The following is a 16,536-nucleotide window of genomic DNA, read 5'->3' as shown; positions in this document are numbered from 1 at the left end:
TTGCCAACAATCGCATAATTTGAAAGTAATAGTGCTACATCTTCATTTATACTTTCTGAAAACTCCAGCTGCAATTCCTGATTTGAGAGTAAAAAATAAGTTGTTAATTCAGGAGCTACTATATCCTTATAAACTCCTTTCACTGAATTCACATGCCCTGGGGTTCCTCCTTTTTCATTTTCTGATGCTGACCAATTACTTACCGTTGAGCAAAAATTAGAAGCATCAATTCGCTCTAAACTCCAACCTCCATTTTTCTTATCATCATCTCTATACCAATCCGATGAATAGGTGACTTGATCAAGCAACACGCCTGATAGAGATTCTAAGGAAATACGGACACCTGAATTGGTCAAACTTGGGAAACTACTAAGACCTAGAGAATTTCCAAACGCTTTATAAAGCTCAACGGCTGCATTAGAGCATAAAATTAAATACTCATGAGATTGAATTTCAAAATCAGAAAGGATCTTCTCAGTACTCCCAACCTTTAATTTGTAGTCCTTTATATTAATAGGATAATAACTGGCATTATAAATCTCTATGAATTCATATTCTGGCAAGCCAACAATAGGTGTTTCATCAGCAAATATTTCATTAATGATTAAATCATGAGCTTTGGATTCTGCAAAGAATTCAAATTCTATTTCTTCAGTTTGAGATATAGCTCCGTTAAGATCAACCAAACCACTTAGGCTCAAATGATATTGCCCTGTAAGAAATGCGATCTCCATAAATAAGATAAGTTGATCATTAAGACTTCCTGCTTTAATTTCCTTAATTGGAATAAGGTTGTCCTCAAGTTCCAATTGAAAATTATTAAGCTTTGAAGATTCTAAAAGACTAAGATTTTCAGAGAAATTAAGGACTATAGAATCGGAGAAAACAGCATATGTTTTCAAAAATGGAGCTGTATTATAACTCTCAATATTGATGTCATCAAACCACAATTCTCCAGCACGAGATGCCGTTTCGAAATTAAACTCCAATCCAGAATACCAAGTTTCAACATCACCTTCAACTTCTGAAAATGCCATTCCCGCTCCTAACCAATTATTCTTTTCGCCCAAACGATTATAATCAAAACGCCACTCTCCTTTTGCGGTATACTCTACTTTCACAGCAACAGATTCATCCTCATTCCAATCAAAATCTGACTTTATCAAAAGCTCTAAACCCTCATCATTCGTTTTCCACAAACTTAATTTGTCATCCGATCCTGACAAATTCACCCCTACTGAGTATAAGTTATTGGCTAAATCTGGATCATTAAAATCCATCAATAAATGAAAGACAAACTTATTCGACGATGTCGGATCCCAAGCTGAATTTTTGAGGATGAATTCCCAATAAATTGATTCTGAACCTATATGAATATTATCCAAAGGTCGTGCAATAAAACTGTTCCCAATCGCATTAGTCAGGTTATGCTTTAAACTATAAGAGCCATTAATTGACAAATAAGAAGATGATGCCCAGTCGGAAGTATTTTGCCATTCACTTAAGCTTTGAGATTCAAAATCATCAAATAAAATCAGAGACTCTTCTTGCACAAATATTGCTTTAGTAGCTGTTGTCAAATCGCCATTCGCAGATAATTCGAACATCTGATTTCCTGAATAAGTTAAATCTGCAACCTCTAAAATTCCATTTGCCAGATGACCAATAGACCCCTCTTGGGATAGGGATCCATCGCCTGATGTCAAACTTAGCTTGAGTAAAGAAGTTTTGTCAATGTCGATATTTTGATACTCATCAACGGCTGCAATTATCAGGTCAAATGTATCATCTGAAGTAATCCCTATAGGGCAAGAAACAAAACTCAATCGATCTGCATTGATTTCAATATAATGTAAGGCCGATTGAATATTCTCTGAGAATTCTGTCTCCAAAGAAGATGCTGTTGTAGATGCCTTCCATCCATGTTTCTTTCTTATCTCTACTTGAATTTGAGCTTTATCAGGCAACAAACTTTTCTTAAAAAAAACGCCTAACTCAAACTCCGATTGTGAAGCATTGACTACTTCAACATCCAAAGAAGTAAACGAGATGAAATCATCTTCAATCGTCATCGTTTTAGCAATCACCTCACCATCTTTAATCAAAGTACAACCTGCTAAATGCTTTTTCCAACCCAAGCCCTCTCCAGATAATTTATTGTAAAATTTCATAGTGTTGATTATGGTTGGATCATCATCCGAAGTTCCTAAATCTTTAATTAAAAATTTAAAAATCACTTCAGAATTATCAGAACTCGTAGCCATAGGGTTAAGGGCTTTTGACTGAATTGGTGAATTCGAAGGAATAACCAATGAATTGACGTCAAGACTTGAGATATTATCACTCAAAACAGGGCTCATACCATCGGCTTCTACTATCAAAGTGAAATTTTCAGCCGCATTATAAATCAAGTCATTCCATAAGAATTCACCTTCAACAAGACCTGTATTCAATCCTGAGACAGAAGATAATTCACCTGTTCCGGAAGCAAGTGACGCTCTTGCTACAACTGCAGAACTGAGATCTTGATTTCCATATTTATCAAGGACTTTCAATCCCATTTCAAAACTCTCATTAGGAACAATTATTTTAGGAGGTTTATTCGTGAAAATCAGTTCTGTACCATATACATCAATCGTAAAACTTGGTCCACTTAAATCACTTGTAAATTCTTCTATCAATTGAGTTCCATTTACCTCCCAAACTGAATGTCCCTTTTCAATAGAAGCCTGAAAACGAGCCCCATCAGTTGATTTCTCATTCAGATATATAGATAGTGAGAGCTCACTTGATGTCCCGTCAACTATACTTGCCAAATTTTCAGACTCTTGAAAACTAATTATCAAATCCTTCTCCGTTTTTAAAAATTCAGCATCTACAACTTCACCATTAATTTTCAATCGAAAATCTGCAATCCCCTCTTCCCAATTAAGCGTATTATTCACCGATGAAATCAAACGGATTTTCTTCAACCTAGTTGGCTCTTTATCATCACCAATATCATTTATTTGGAAGCGAAAAACTTCTGTATAATCATTTTCCGAAACGGCTAAAGATGAAATATTGAGATTATCAGGCAACCAATCTATGACCTGAACATGTGTCGATTTTGAAGACAGAATATTAATTTCTTCTGATTCCTCACCAATCAGACCATCACTAGAAATAGATAGAGTAATCAATTCGGAATAATTATATGACAAATCATTGAATACAACCGAACCCGAAATTAAAGATTTTGTTAATGTTCCTGATAAGACGCCATTCCCATCAACAACTGCTAAATTTACATTTTGACTCGCATCTGAGTCCTTGTTTCCATTAACATCAGTTAATTCGGCTCCAAGCTGAAAATTTGATGCAAAGCCAACATCAAAAGTTGGAATTGAAATAAAATGCAAGTGAGTTCCAGCAATATCTATTGAGAAACTTGGACCAAGTAAATCACCAATTAAATTTGGAACCAAGCCACTCCCACTCGTTCCCCAGCCTTCATGAGTATTCTCAATTTTTAACTGCAAAATCTGCCCGTCAGCTTGTTCTGTTTTTAGATAAGCGCTTATTGAATAGTCTCGACTTGTTCCTTCAGTAATTTCTCTTAAGGATTCTGTATCAGCAATACTGATATTTAAGGCTGAATTATCGAATGTACAGCTTGCATCTAATTTATTCGCTCCCATGTGTAGTATGAAACCAGCAATTTTGTCTTGCCAATTCATAGAATTATTATCACCAGGAACAAGTCTCAATGCATTCAGAAATGTTGACTCCAAGTCATCCCCTTTATCTTCCACTGAGAATTTAAAGACCTCAAACGCATCTTCCTCCGAATTTTTTAATGAGGATATCTTTAAGTTGGAAGGTATCCAAACAGGCAAACTAAGATCAGTGGATTGGGAACTAATAATTGAAATTGGTTCAGAGATAGCAGAAACAAAACCAGTAGCAGAAGCTTGTATTATGATATTTTCAGCCTGATTATATGAGAGATCATTAAAGGTAACTTGTCCTGATGAAAGATTATTAGCAAGTACCCCTCCTAAAATTCCAGTCCCAGTCTCAAGACTTAAATCGATATTTTGATTGACATCTAAATCAATATTCCCATTAATATCCCTTGCATCAAGTGAGAGCGAAAAACTTGTATTCTTAATTAGGCTAATAGTCGGGATTGCTGTAAAGCGCAGGTTCGTACCAATAACCGAAATCAGATGTTCGGGAGAAACTACAACCTCGCTATTCGCGTTATCAAAATCTGAACCCGAGTTATAGGTTGTAATACTAGTTGCTCCTGCAGCTATTTCAAGCTTCACTTTCTTTCCATCAGTAATTCCAGATAATTTCAAATACGCCCTTAATTCATATTCGTGAGAAGAATCATCAGAAAGAGTAAAATCATCTTCCAAAAAACTCAGAATCACTTCATCTACACTTATATTAACTGAGCTTGTTGGAATGAAATTACTCCCATCATGAATAGCAAAACCTCCAAATTGATTTGCTAAATCTGCTGAATTATCAGAAGCTATATTAGTAAACTTGATAGATGCTATTTTAGTACCCAGATCATCAGCTCCACTCGGCTCAGTCAATTTAAACCTTAATAATGCCTCAGCAGAATTTATATCATTGGCAATCGAACTTATATTTTGAGGAGAAACCTGACTTGTCGGTTCTAAAACCTGAGTTAATGCATCGTTTGAAATTACTATTGGAATTCCTGAAACTAAGATGTCATCAATGTAAACTCTATTAGTAGACAAGTGAGAATTAAGCTTAGCAATTATAAAAATTTGATTCCCATTTATATTATTAACAGATGCGGTACTTTCATCAAAATTCCCATCATTAAGACCATTAATTGGAAAAAGGATTTCTTCACCATCAATACTTGTCTTATAATATAGTTTCACAAACTTACTTGTACTCGTTGATGTTCCTAATTCCTTCACATAAATTGAAATATTAACATCTTCATACGCTGAGATGTCAATCATTGGGCTCATCCAAATAGCTTCACCATTACAATTTAAAGCTTCAAGCCTAGTATTACCAGTATCAACAACTTTCACATAGTCTCCTGCTACAATCGTACAAGCATCAGTATTCAATGTCCATTCAACTTCAGATAACTCAATAACTCCTCCATCATTACCTTGCCCAACATCATCATTAAAATCTTCTGAATAAATCACATCCTGAGCTTGCAAACTTCCTATACTCAGTAATAACAGAAATAATACTTTAATAAAAGAATGTGTTTTCATACCTAAAAACTCTATATTCGTTGACTCGATTAACTGCAAGAGATATTCTGGAACATATCAAAAAAGAGTCCCATACATCTCTGAAAAAATTGAACTAACCAATCAATGTTAATTCGATGTTTTTATACTAACCCAGGTTCAATTCCACAGACTAACTGAATCTGAGTAAGTAAGTTATAATTATTAATCCAATTTAATAGAATTTTTTATTATGAAAATTGCTGTCGTAGGCGCCACTGGTTTAGTGGGACAAAAAATTCTTGAGGTACTTACCGAAAGAAATTTTCCTGTAGATGAATTGTATCCCGTTGCAAGTGAAAGATCGAAGGGAAAAAAGATCGAGTTTAGAGGTAAACAGGTAACAGTAATTGGCATGAAAGAAGCAATTGAATTAAAACCTCATATTGCAATTTTCTCAGCTGGTGGCGATACTTCGCTAGAGTGGGCTCCCGAATTTGAGAAAGTAGGAACTTTTGTTGTTGATAATTCTTCAGCTTGGAGAATGCATCCTGAAAAAAAATTAATCGTACCAGAAATTAATGCTTCAGAACTGAGTGTTGATGATAAAATTATCGCCAACCCAAACTGTTCGACTATTCAAATGGTGGTTGCATTAGCTCCTCTTCATAAAAAATACAAAATAAAACGCCTAATCATCTCAACTTACCAATCTATAAGTGGAACTGGTGTTAAAGCCGTTGAGCAATTGGAAAATGAAAGAGCTGGTATCGATGGAGAAATGGCTTACCCGTATCCTATCGATAAAAACTGCTTACCTCACTGTGATGTATTTGAAGATAATGCATACACGAAAGAGGAGATGAAGTTAATTAATGAGACTAAAAAGATTCTTTGTGATGACTCAATCAGAATTACCGCAACTGCAGTTCGTGTTCCGGTAGTTGGGGGTCACTCTGAGTCAGTAAATATAGAATTTGAGAAAGATTTCGATTTAGATGAATTAAAAGAACTTCTTGCTCATTCTGAAGGAATTGTTCTGCAAGATGAGCCCGACAAGAATATTTATCCGATGCCACGATTCGCTCACGATAAAGATCAAGTTTTTGTTGGTAGAATTCGTCGTGATTTCTCGAACCCTAATAGTCTGAACATGTGGATTGTTGCTGATAATCTTCGTAAAGGTGCCGCAACAAATGCCATTCAAATTGCTGAATATCTAACAAAAAGTGGAATTGTAAAATAAGCTATTTTCCAAATTGAAATATAAAAAGCGATGCTCCAAAATGTAATTTCGGAGCATCGCTTTTTTAGTCTTTCTTATTCCTCTTCACTCAAATTTGAGTAGTCTTCATATAGGAAATTATTATATGGGAAACGAGCTGAATGAATCTCGCGTACAGCATTATATATCTGCTCCTTGAACTCCTCTATATTATCCTTTTCCTTTGCAGAGATAAATAAGCATGGTGTATCGCCCTTAGCAACCCACATCTTTTTCAACTCATCAAGACTATAATTTTCGCGCAGCTTAGCAGTCAAATCATCTTCATCCTTTTTAATATAATTAAAAGCATCAATTTTATTGAAAATTAAGAAGCGTGGCTTTTCTACCTTATCAATTTCAGCCATCGTTTCGTTTACCACATTGATATGATCTTCGAAGTTCGGATGTGAAATATCGACAACATGCAAAATAATATCGGCTTCACGAACCTCGTCCAATGTCGATTTGAAAGATTCAACTAAATTGTGAGGTAATTTTCTAATAAAACCAACCGTATCAGCTAATAAAAAAGGAACATTCTGAATCACAACTTTTCTAACCGTGGTATCTAGTGTAGCAAAAAGTTTATTTTCAGCAAACACTTCAGACTTACTTATAAGATTCATTAGTGTTGATTTACCTACATTGGTATATCCAACTAAAGCAACACGAATGATTTTATCACGATTTTTACGCTGAACGGTTTTTTGCTTATCAATCTTTTTCAAATCCTCTTTCAACTTCGCAATCTTATCAAGAATTATACGACGGTCAGTTTCAATCTGTGTTTCACCAGGCCCACGCATTCCAATTCCCCCTTTTTGACGCTCAAGGTGAGTCCATAATCGCGTTAATCGGGGTAATAAATACTGATATTGTGCTAGCTCCACTTGGGTCTTCGCATTAGCTGTCTGTGCCCGGCTAGCAAAAATATCAAGAATTAGGTTGGTTCTATCTAAAATCTTGCGTTGCAAAGCACGTTCAATATTTCGAAGCTGTGATGGCTTTAATTCATCATCAAAAATAACCAGACTTATTTCTGGATTATCATTAAGGTATTGTGCAATTTCTTCAAGTTTACCTGTCCCAACAAAAGTTTTGGGATGTGAACGTTGTAATTTTTGAGTAAAACGCTTCACCGTCTCAGCTCCCGCTGTTAATGCAAGAAAATCTAACTCATCAAGATATTCTTTCACCATAACTTCGGTCATACCTAAAGATTGGTCAATAACACCAATCAAAATTGCTTTTTCCGATTCTATTTTATTATTAAGGAAATCTCCCATTTATTTTCGAATATATGATTTATGGATTTAATTCATTTATAAAAACTAAACCCTCTCTCTTTTAAAGGTATCGACAAAAGTAAGCAATATTCGTATATAAAGTGAGTTAGACCCATAACAAAAAGAGGCTCTGAAAAATCAGAGCCTCATATATCGAATACAAAACGTATTACTTATTGTAACTGGAAATTGATAGGTACAGTATAAGATACTTTTACTGCTTTGCCACGTTGCTTACCTGGCTTCCACTTCGGCATCATATTAATTACACGAAGAGCTTCTTTGTCAAGTGATGGGTCAACCCCTCTCATAATCTTAACATTTTCAACTTTTCCAAGTTTATTTACAACAAAACCAACGTATACACGTCCAGTAATACCATTTTCTTGTGCAATCACAGGGTATTTTACAGATCTGTTAATCCATTTCTGCAATTCAAGATCTCCACCTGGAAATTCAGGCATATCTTCTACAATTACAAAAACCTGCTGCTCATCTTCTTCCTCTGTTTCCTCAACAACCTGAATTTCAACATCCTCATCCATATCGGCTTCAGAGTCTTCAATTTCTAGTTCGTCATCAATTTCTTCATCGTTATCCACAATGTTCAAAACATCAGCAACCTTTGGTGCTGGTGGTGGTGGTGGTGGTGGCTTAACAGGCTCTTGACGAGTAATAGGAATAATTTCCTCTTCAGCCTGCACTTCTTGCTCTGCCTGCAACACAGTGGCTTCACTTGTATCAACTCGCCACTCAAAGGCTAGAAATACAATAGCAAGAGTAAGAGCCAGACCAATCTCTAGAAAAAGACCTCTCTTATTCTCTAGATCTGCTTTTTGTGACTTCTTAACTTCCATAGTTTTCTTTTTATTTTCTAGTAAATTCAGCGTCTAAAAATACAGATTCCAATTGTATTATCAAAATTATACTTTAGACATGCTTAATTATTCGGGGGTTAAAGATAGAAAAATTCACGTCAAACACGTTTAAACAACCTACATAACACATTTTAAAACTCAAAAGATACTTCAAAAAGTCAAATTTCATAAGAACAAAGTAGGTTTCCAGCTCATTCTATCCAAAGAGAAATGAGTCACTCATTTTCAGATCCTCTAAACACCAAACTTATCAATATGCCATTCTATTTTCAATATCAATCCGTACAACAATCAGATTTACACAAAAATACACATCAAATATCAAATTACAAACGTTAGCGTAAACAGAATAAATAGATCAAAAAATTGAAAATATAAAGAGGCTCTGTATTCCAGAGCCTCTTTATTATTTATAATCAAGATTAATTACTGTAATTGGAAATTAATGGGTAGTGAGAAAGAAACTTTCACCGCTTTCCCCCTTTGTTTACCTGGTTTCCACTTTGGCATCTTTTTAATTACTCGAACCGCTTCTTTATCTAAAGAAGGATCAACGCCTCGAACCACTACAATATTTTCAATACCTCCAGTTTCATTTATTACAAAATTCATATGCACTCGACCCGTTATACCATTTTCTTGAGCTATTACAGGATACTTCACTGAATTGTTTATCCATCTTAATAATTCGAGATCTCCACCAGGAAATTTAGGCATTTCTTCAACGACCATAAAAATTTGCGGCTCATCATTTACCTCAATATCCTCATTCACTTGAACCTTGACGTCTTCATCTATATCAACGATGGCTTCTTCTATGATTAATTCTTCATCAATATCCTCATTGTCATCAACAATAATAAGAATATCAGCCAGTTTTGGTGCTGGAGGCGGAGGAGGTGGTGTATTAATCGGCTCACGTGTGATAGGAATAATTTCATTATCGACTTCCAATTCCTGCACATCATTTAATTCTCTAATTTCGTGTGAATCAACACGCCATTCAAAAGCGAAAAATACAAGGGCAAGAGTAAGAACTAAACCAATTTCGAGAAAAAGGCCTCTTTTGTTTTCCAAGTCTGCTTTTTTTGTTTTTTTGATCTCCATAGTTCCAGTATTAATTTGTAAAAAATCAAAGCTTATTGTAGAACAAGTGAATGCTTCATTAAAAGTTTGATTAAAATCAATTTGATCTATGAACATAAATATAACAAAATGATAATATAAAATAAGCTTACCACAACCGACTTAAAGAATTTTAACAAACATGTATATATTTTAACATATACTTCAACAGAATTAACGACAAAAAAAAAGACGATAAACATCGTCCTTAATTATTAGTCTTATAAAATTCTAAATTAAAATGAGTGGAAAATTAACAAAGCCCGAACTCATCCTACCTATACACACTATTCTTCTACTGTAATCAATCGTTTACCCTAGTAAACAATTATGGGTCATCGTTAATTTTCCACTCATATCCTTTTACGTACACTTTTAAAAAAGGTTATACCTCAATTCATTTTTTTTATAAAATAGCTTTGCTATTATTATAATTGGCATATATTTGTCATCGTATTGGGGGATTAGCTCAGTTGGCTAGAGCGTTTGACTGGCAGTCAAGAGGTCATCGGTTCGATTCCGATATTCTCCACTCATACTATCAAGCAGTTACGGCATTTTGCAGTAACTGTTTTTTTTTATATGTCAAAATGTAAATACGCAATAAACCCAATTCTCAACTAAGAATGTATAGTTCAATCTAAAGCAACACTCTCTCTACTAAACAATATGTCACTGGCATGAAAACTTAACTTGCTGATTAGAATAGAATATCGTATTTTTCGTTACCCTAATCTATTTGACATGTACCTACACACGATTAATCCCAGAAGATCTTTTTCAATTTATCTGTTTACGATTACACTGTTATTAATAGTTCTATCCTGCCAAAGGTCTAATGAGCCATTCATAACTCATGATGAACGCATGTGGCTTGATAAAAATGAAGGTAAAATTGAAATCTTATTTGGATATCAAGAACCACCTCTTGCATTTCACAATGAGAATGGAGACTATGTTGGTTTATTAATTGATTACCAAAAGGAAATAGAGAATTCTTTAGGCTTTGATTTTAAATTTAGAAACTTTGACACCTGGGAAGAACTGATAACTTATTCTCAAACAGCTCATAACTATATAATTGTTGGTTGTGCGAGCACAAACAAAAGGGAAGAATATCTATCATTTACAAATTCAATTGTAAAAATCCCTTATGTTATAATCAGCCAAAAGAATAGCAATATCACTTCAATGAGTTCGTTAGCAGATAAAAATATTTGTACTGTCTCTAATTATGCCGTTAATGACTATATCGCTCAGTATTACCCAAATATTACCCCTATAAGCTTCAAGAATCATATAGAATGTATAAGGGCGGTTTCCACTGGTGATTGTGATGCCATGGTTGTTAGTCAGATGACCGTAACGCATATTATTGACACGGAACTTATTAGTAATCTTAAAATTTCTGATGGAAGTGGGTATATGAATCGATTAGCCGTAGCTATATCCAAAGATGATCCAACTCTTTTTAAGATTATAGATAAAATAATAGATAATATACCTCTTAATCGACAAAAAGAGTTTCATCAAAAATGGATACACTCAAGACCAAATAAATTCTCTAAAAAAACATGGTTAACGATAATTAGTATTCTGTCTATTTTTATTTTAGCCTTTATTATTCTCTGGCTTTGGCTTATTAGTGTAAAGAAACTAGTCGCTAAGCAAACTCGCCAAATTAGAGAGAATGAAGAAAACTTACGCATAACCCTAAACTCTATTGGCGATGCTCTAATCGTAACTGACGTAGAGGGTAAGATCACACGAATGAATCCTGTTGCTCAAAAACTAACAGGATGGCATTTCAATGAAGCCAAGGATCAATCCCTGGAAAGAGTTTTCAAAATTGTTAATTCTACAACAAAGGAGAGAGTCGAAGATCCTGTTAAAAAAGTTCTTAACTGTGGCCAAATTATTGGTCTAGCAAATCATACAGTACTAATTTCAAAAGATGGGCGTGAATTCCAAATTGCTGATTCCGGAGCTCCTATTAAAGATGAAACTGGAAATATATCGGGTGTCGTTCTCGTATTCCGAGATGTTACAGAAGAATATAAAATGCAGACCGCTTTAGAAGAAAATGAAGCAAAATATAGATCCTTAATTGAAAACTCGAATGACGCTATTTACTTATTATATAACAATCACTTCGAATTAATTAACAAACGATTTGAAGAAATTCTGGGCTACACTTCCCAAGAAATGAAACATATTAACCTCTACAATCTGATTGCTACTGAGAGCCTTGAAATGATGAACATTCGAATTCAAGAGAATGACAAAAGTAAACTTTCCCAAAAATTTGAATTCGTAGGCATTGCAAAATCAGGAAAAAAAATACCGATTGAAGTCTCATCAAGCTTTATACCTTATAAAGATGGCATTGCCAATCAAGGAATTATTCGCGATATTTCTCAGAATAAAAAACATGAAAGTGACCTAATTAAGGCCAAAGAAATTGCTGAAGAAAGCGATAGGCTCAAGTCGGTATTTTTAGCGACCATGTCTCATGAACTTAGGACACCTTTAAACGCCGTGATCGGTTTCTCAGACTTGATAAAGGCAGATTTATCATTAGAGGAAATTATCTATTATAGCGAAATCATAAATATGAGTGGAAAACATCTGCTTGGTGTAATTGAAGACGTATTCGACATCTCCTTAATTGAAACTGGAGATATTAAAATTGAAAACGAGCCTCTTAGCATAAACACCCTTTTAAATGAAGTTTATGAGATAATTAAAAATGAACAGACACTGCAGAATAAAGAACATGTAGATCTTATTCTAAATAATTCTCTGGAAAACCAAGACACTATTCTTTTTTCGGATCAGAAAAGAATCAAACAAAATCTGATTAATCTACTCAAAAATGCACTAAAGTTTACTGAAAAAGGTCGTATTACATTTGGATGTAATTTACATAAAGAAAATCAACAGGAATTCATTCAATTTTTTGTAAAAGATACAGGCATTGGAATTCCTCCCAATAAACAAAAGCTAATATTTGAAGTTTTCCGTCAGGCTGATGACTCACACACCCGAATTTATGGTGGTTCTGGTCTTGGCTTAACTATTTGCAAAAAATTAACCAATTTAATGGGTGGAGATATCTGGGTAGAGTCAAAAGAAGGTGATGGTGCCAATTTTATTTTCACAATCCCATTTTCAGATAATTATGATTCGAACATTGACTCATCAAAGACTTCTCCCATCTTAAACTTTAATAACAAAACTGTTCTTATTGCTGAAGATGATGAAACTTGTTTTTCATTTTTAGAGGCGCTCCTTAGTCCTAAAGGTATGAATTGTGTTAGGGTGAATAATGGCGAGGAAGCAGTTGAATATTGTCAAAATAAGAATAAAGTTGATTTACTTCTTATGGATATTAACATGCCTAAGATGAATGGTTATATTGCGACTGAGAAAATCAAAAAAATTCGTCCTAAGATTCCAATTATTGCCCAAACGGCCTTTGCTATCGAAGGAGATAAAGAAAAAGCGTTAGCTGCTGGCTGTGACTATTATATCTCTAAACCCATCAATAAGAATGATTTGTTTGATAAAATACTCTTAAGTTTCGATATCAATTAATTCATAATAGAAGTCGACTCTAAAATGTAGATTCATTACAAATGTCATATTAAGGGCTATTTCTATTTTTTTTTATTAGTTTTGGTGCCGTATGTTACAATATGATAGCTAATAGAATATTTAGCGTTCGTATTGTTTATATATGGAGTATCTAAACTCCGATCATTCTACTCTACAACCAAAATCCCAATTCCAGATTTCATCTGCCTTCCTGCAGATGATGGCTGCGTGCCGTTTAAAGTCATCAACTAAAATCATTCCTCATAAGGAAGAATTTTACTAATTTTCAGTTTGAACATATTAAAATCTAAATATACTTAAACTCGCTATGGGAATAAAAAATCGTCTTGTACTAATGAACTTCCTTCAGTTTTTTATCTGGGGAGCTTGGTTAATAACTATTGCAAACTATTGGTTTGGGAATAAAGGCTGGTCGCCACAAGAGTTCGGAGCTGTTTTTTCAACTTTGGGGATCTCCTCACTGTTTATGCCGACTCTTACAGGGATTATAGCCGACAGATGGATTAATGCTGAGAAACTTTACGGAATTCTTCATCTTTTAGGAGGTTTAGCTCTGTTATATTTACCCCAGGTAGATAACCCAACAATGTTTATCAGTATCATTCTAGTTGCAATGATATGTTATATGCCAACAATTGCATTAATGAATTCCATATCCTATACGATTCTAAAAAACAATAGCTACGATGTAATCAAGGTATTCCCTCCCATTCGTGTTTGGGGAACCATCGGATTCATTGCGGCGATGTGGATAACCAACTTAACTGGATCAAAAGCATCTGCGAACCAGTTTTATATCGCAGCAGTAGTCTCATTCATTTTGGCAGCCTATTCATTTACAATGCCACAATGCAAGCCACAAAATAAAGGTTTAAAAGGTGCACCACTTGTCGAAACTCTAGGTTTGAACGCATTTAAATTGTTCAAAAACTACAAGATGGCTCTATTCTTTATTTTTTCTATGTTTCTGGGAGCTGCTTTGCAATTAACCAATATGTATGGAGACAGATTCTTGTCTGAATTCGAAAAAGTGCCAGAGTATGCTGATTCTTTTGTTGTAAAATATTCAACAATTATCATGTCTATATCCCAGATATCAGAAACCTTATTCATTCTTGCCATTCCATTCTTTTTAAAGAAATTTGGTATTAAACAGGTAATGTTAATAAGTATGATTGCATGGGTGCTGCGATTTGCCCTATTTGCCTATGGAGATCCATCCGGAGGGCTATGGATGATTATTCTATCTTGTATTATTTATGGTATGGCCTTTGATTTCTTCAACATTTCAGGGTCACTATTTGTTGAGACTCAATGTGATTCGAATATACGATCTAGTGCGCAAGGCCTATTCATGATGATGACCAATGGATTTGGAGCCATCTTCGGATCATGGGTGAGTGGCATCATTATTGGAAAATTCTTCACAACGAATCAAGGTGATTTTATTTGGATGGATATCTGGAATACTTTTGCAATTTATTCTCTGGTTATAGCAATATTCTTTGCAATCTTGTTTAAGCACAAACACAATCCTGATGCGATTGGACAAATAAATCATTAATAAAAAAATTCTTTATCAGAGCTGACTAAGCCCTTTTCTGACTAACTATAAAACCTGAAAGATAGAACGAGACCAGTTCATATTCTTTCAGGTTTATTTTATTTGAAAATGAGGCATTCAATCTAGCGTCTCTCTAATTCATCCCGAATTTGCGAGGCTTTTTCGTAATTCTCGTTTTTAATAGCATCATTAAGCATGTCCTGAAGCTGAGACTTTGAATAACCTTCAAAAGGATTTGACTTACGATATTCATGTGAAGATTTAACTCCTTTAACAGGAGCAATTTTAGAATCATCACTCTCGCCTTCGATACTTAGCGTAATTCCAGCCTTTTCTATAATTTCTTCACTTGTAAAAATTGGGCATTTAAATCGGAGAGCAATAGCAACCGCATCTGAGGTTCTGGAATCTATTCGTACTCTGTTATTCCCACTCTCACAAATCAGCTCTGAGTAAAAAATCCCTTCATGTAAACGATATATATTGACTTCAACAATTTTAATAGAAAAAGCAATCGCAAAACTTTTAAATAAATCATGTGTCAAAGGACGAGGAGGTTCTAATTCCTCTAGCTGAATAGCAATTGCCTGAGCCTCTACCCCACCTATAATAATAGGAATCCTTCTGTTGCCATCTTCCTCAGCAAGAACCAAAGCATAGGCTCCTGTTTGTGTTTGACTATACGATAATCCAAGTATATTTAATTTAACTTTCCCCATGTGTAATTCCTAATTTCAATACATATTCTGAAAATAATTCAATAAATCGAACCTTTTGCAAATAACTCAAAACACTTACAAATCAGTAATATTAACAAAAATATAAATTGTTTTATAAGTTTTGTACATGTATTTTAAGCTCCATTGATCTTACTCCTTATGAAAACTCTGATCTCATAATTTATGACTTAAGCTTATAATGAGACCGATTCGATATAGACTAAATGCTTATAGCAATTTACTAAATTAAAACTTAAACTCAACAGACCACCAGTATAAGCTTAATATATCATCTCAAAACTTTCATATATTTGACCTTTATAAGCAAATAATGAATTAATGATAAACAACTGAATGATTTTTCATTAAGCTTGATTTCATTCCTAATGTTTTTTTCTTTAAAACTTTGTTTATCAATTATTGTTTTCTATTTTTGCAGTCCGAAAACATTTCCCTTGGGGGTTCAAAAAGAGGTTGTTTTAAATGTATTAAAACACCCACCTTCAGGAATAAACCGAAAATTGTAGAATAATGTACGCAATTGTAGAAATCGCTGGTCAGCAATTCAAAGTTGAGAAAGACCAAAAGATTTTTGTTCATAGACTTCAAACTGAAGAAGGTGGACAAGTAGAATTCGCCAAAGTTCTTTTGTTAGACAAAGATGGTGAAGTAGTAGTTGGAGCTCCAACTATTGAAGGTGCTAAAGTAAGCGCAACAGTAATTTCTCATATGAGAGCTGATAAGGTAAGAGTATTCAAGAAGAAAAGAAGAAAAGGATACAGAAAGCTGAACGGTCACCGTCAGAACTTATCACATATTCAGATTCAAGAAATCTTTGCTTAATCCTTAAAAAT

General features: G+C 34.3%; 9 protein-coding genes and 1 tRNA gene. 5 read left to right on the top strand and 5 right to left on the bottom strand.

From position 1 onward, the window contains the following. Positions 1–5,267: lamin tail domain-containing protein (locus DWB61_RS02280; protein WP_148095932.1), on the bottom strand; the 5,267-nt coding region annotated here is incomplete at its 3' end. Positions 5,268–5,478: 211 nt separating this feature from the next. On the opposite strand from DWB61_RS02280, the gene DWB61_RS02275 reads away from it, so the two are divergent. Beyond that, entirely contained in the window at positions 5,479–6,471 is a 993-nt protein-coding gene (locus DWB61_RS02275) for an aspartate-semialdehyde dehydrogenase (RefSeq protein WP_125029267.1), read from the top strand. A gap of 74 nt (positions 6,472–6,545) precedes the next feature. Here DWB61_RS02275 and hflX read toward each other — a convergent pair whose 3' ends face one another. The 3 genes from hflX to DWB61_RS02260 form a co-directional block, all read right to left on the bottom strand. Beyond that, a complete protein-coding gene (hflX, locus tag DWB61_RS02270; RefSeq protein ID WP_125029266.1) occupies positions 6,546–7,778 on the bottom strand; it encodes a GTPase HflX in 1,233 nt (410 codons plus the stop codon). 173 nt (positions 7,779–7,951) lie between these two features. Continuing rightward, positions 7,952–8,635, bottom strand: a complete 684-nt coding sequence (locus DWB61_RS02265) for an energy transducer TonB (protein ID WP_125029265.1) — start codon at positions 8,633–8,635, stop codon at positions 7,952–7,954. A 447-nt stretch (positions 8,636–9,082) separates the two neighbouring features. Beyond that, positions 9,083–9,763, bottom strand: a complete 681-nt coding sequence (locus tag DWB61_RS02260) for an energy transducer TonB (RefSeq protein WP_125029264.1) — start codon at positions 9,761–9,763, stop codon at positions 9,083–9,085. Between the two features lie 476 nt (positions 9,764–10,239). Here DWB61_RS02260 and DWB61_RS02255 point away from each other — a divergent pair. From DWB61_RS02255 to DWB61_RS02245, 3 genes are all read left to right on the top strand, one after another. Next, positions 10,240–10,313, top strand: a tRNA-Ala gene (locus tag DWB61_RS02255). A gap of 212 nt (positions 10,314–10,525) precedes the next feature. Continuing rightward, the gene (locus tag DWB61_RS02250; RefSeq protein ID WP_125029263.1) at positions 10,526–13,378 is read left to right on the top strand and encodes a PAS domain S-box protein; all 2,853 of its coding nucleotides are present in this window, start codon (positions 10,526–10,528) and stop codon (positions 13,376–13,378) included. 328 nt (positions 13,379–13,706) lie between these two features. Beyond that, positions 13,707–14,963: a nucleoside permease gene (locus DWB61_RS02245; protein WP_125029262.1), complete on the top strand. Its 1,257-nt coding sequence runs from the start codon at positions 13,707–13,709 to the stop codon at positions 14,961–14,963. A 122-nt stretch (positions 14,964–15,085) separates the two neighbouring features. On the opposite strand, the gene DWB61_RS02240 is transcribed toward DWB61_RS02245, so the two are convergent. Next, positions 15,086–15,682, bottom strand: a complete 597-nt coding sequence (locus tag DWB61_RS02240; protein WP_125029261.1) for a bifunctional nuclease family protein — start codon at positions 15,680–15,682, stop codon at positions 15,086–15,088. Positions 15,683–16,213: 531 nt separating this feature from the next. Here DWB61_RS02240 and rplU point away from each other — a divergent pair. Further along, a complete protein-coding gene (gene rplU / locus DWB61_RS02235) occupies positions 16,214–16,525 on the top strand; it encodes a 50S ribosomal protein L21 (RefSeq protein WP_125029260.1) in 312 nt (103 codons plus the stop codon). Positions 16,526–16,536 lie beyond the last annotated feature (11 nt).

The organism is Ancylomarina euxina (assembly GCF_003863355.1).
Lineage (GTDB): Bacteria > Bacteroidota > Bacteroidia > Bacteroidales > Marinifilaceae > Ancylomarina > Ancylomarina euxinus.
This window is presented reverse-complemented; position numbering and strand designations above follow the sequence as displayed.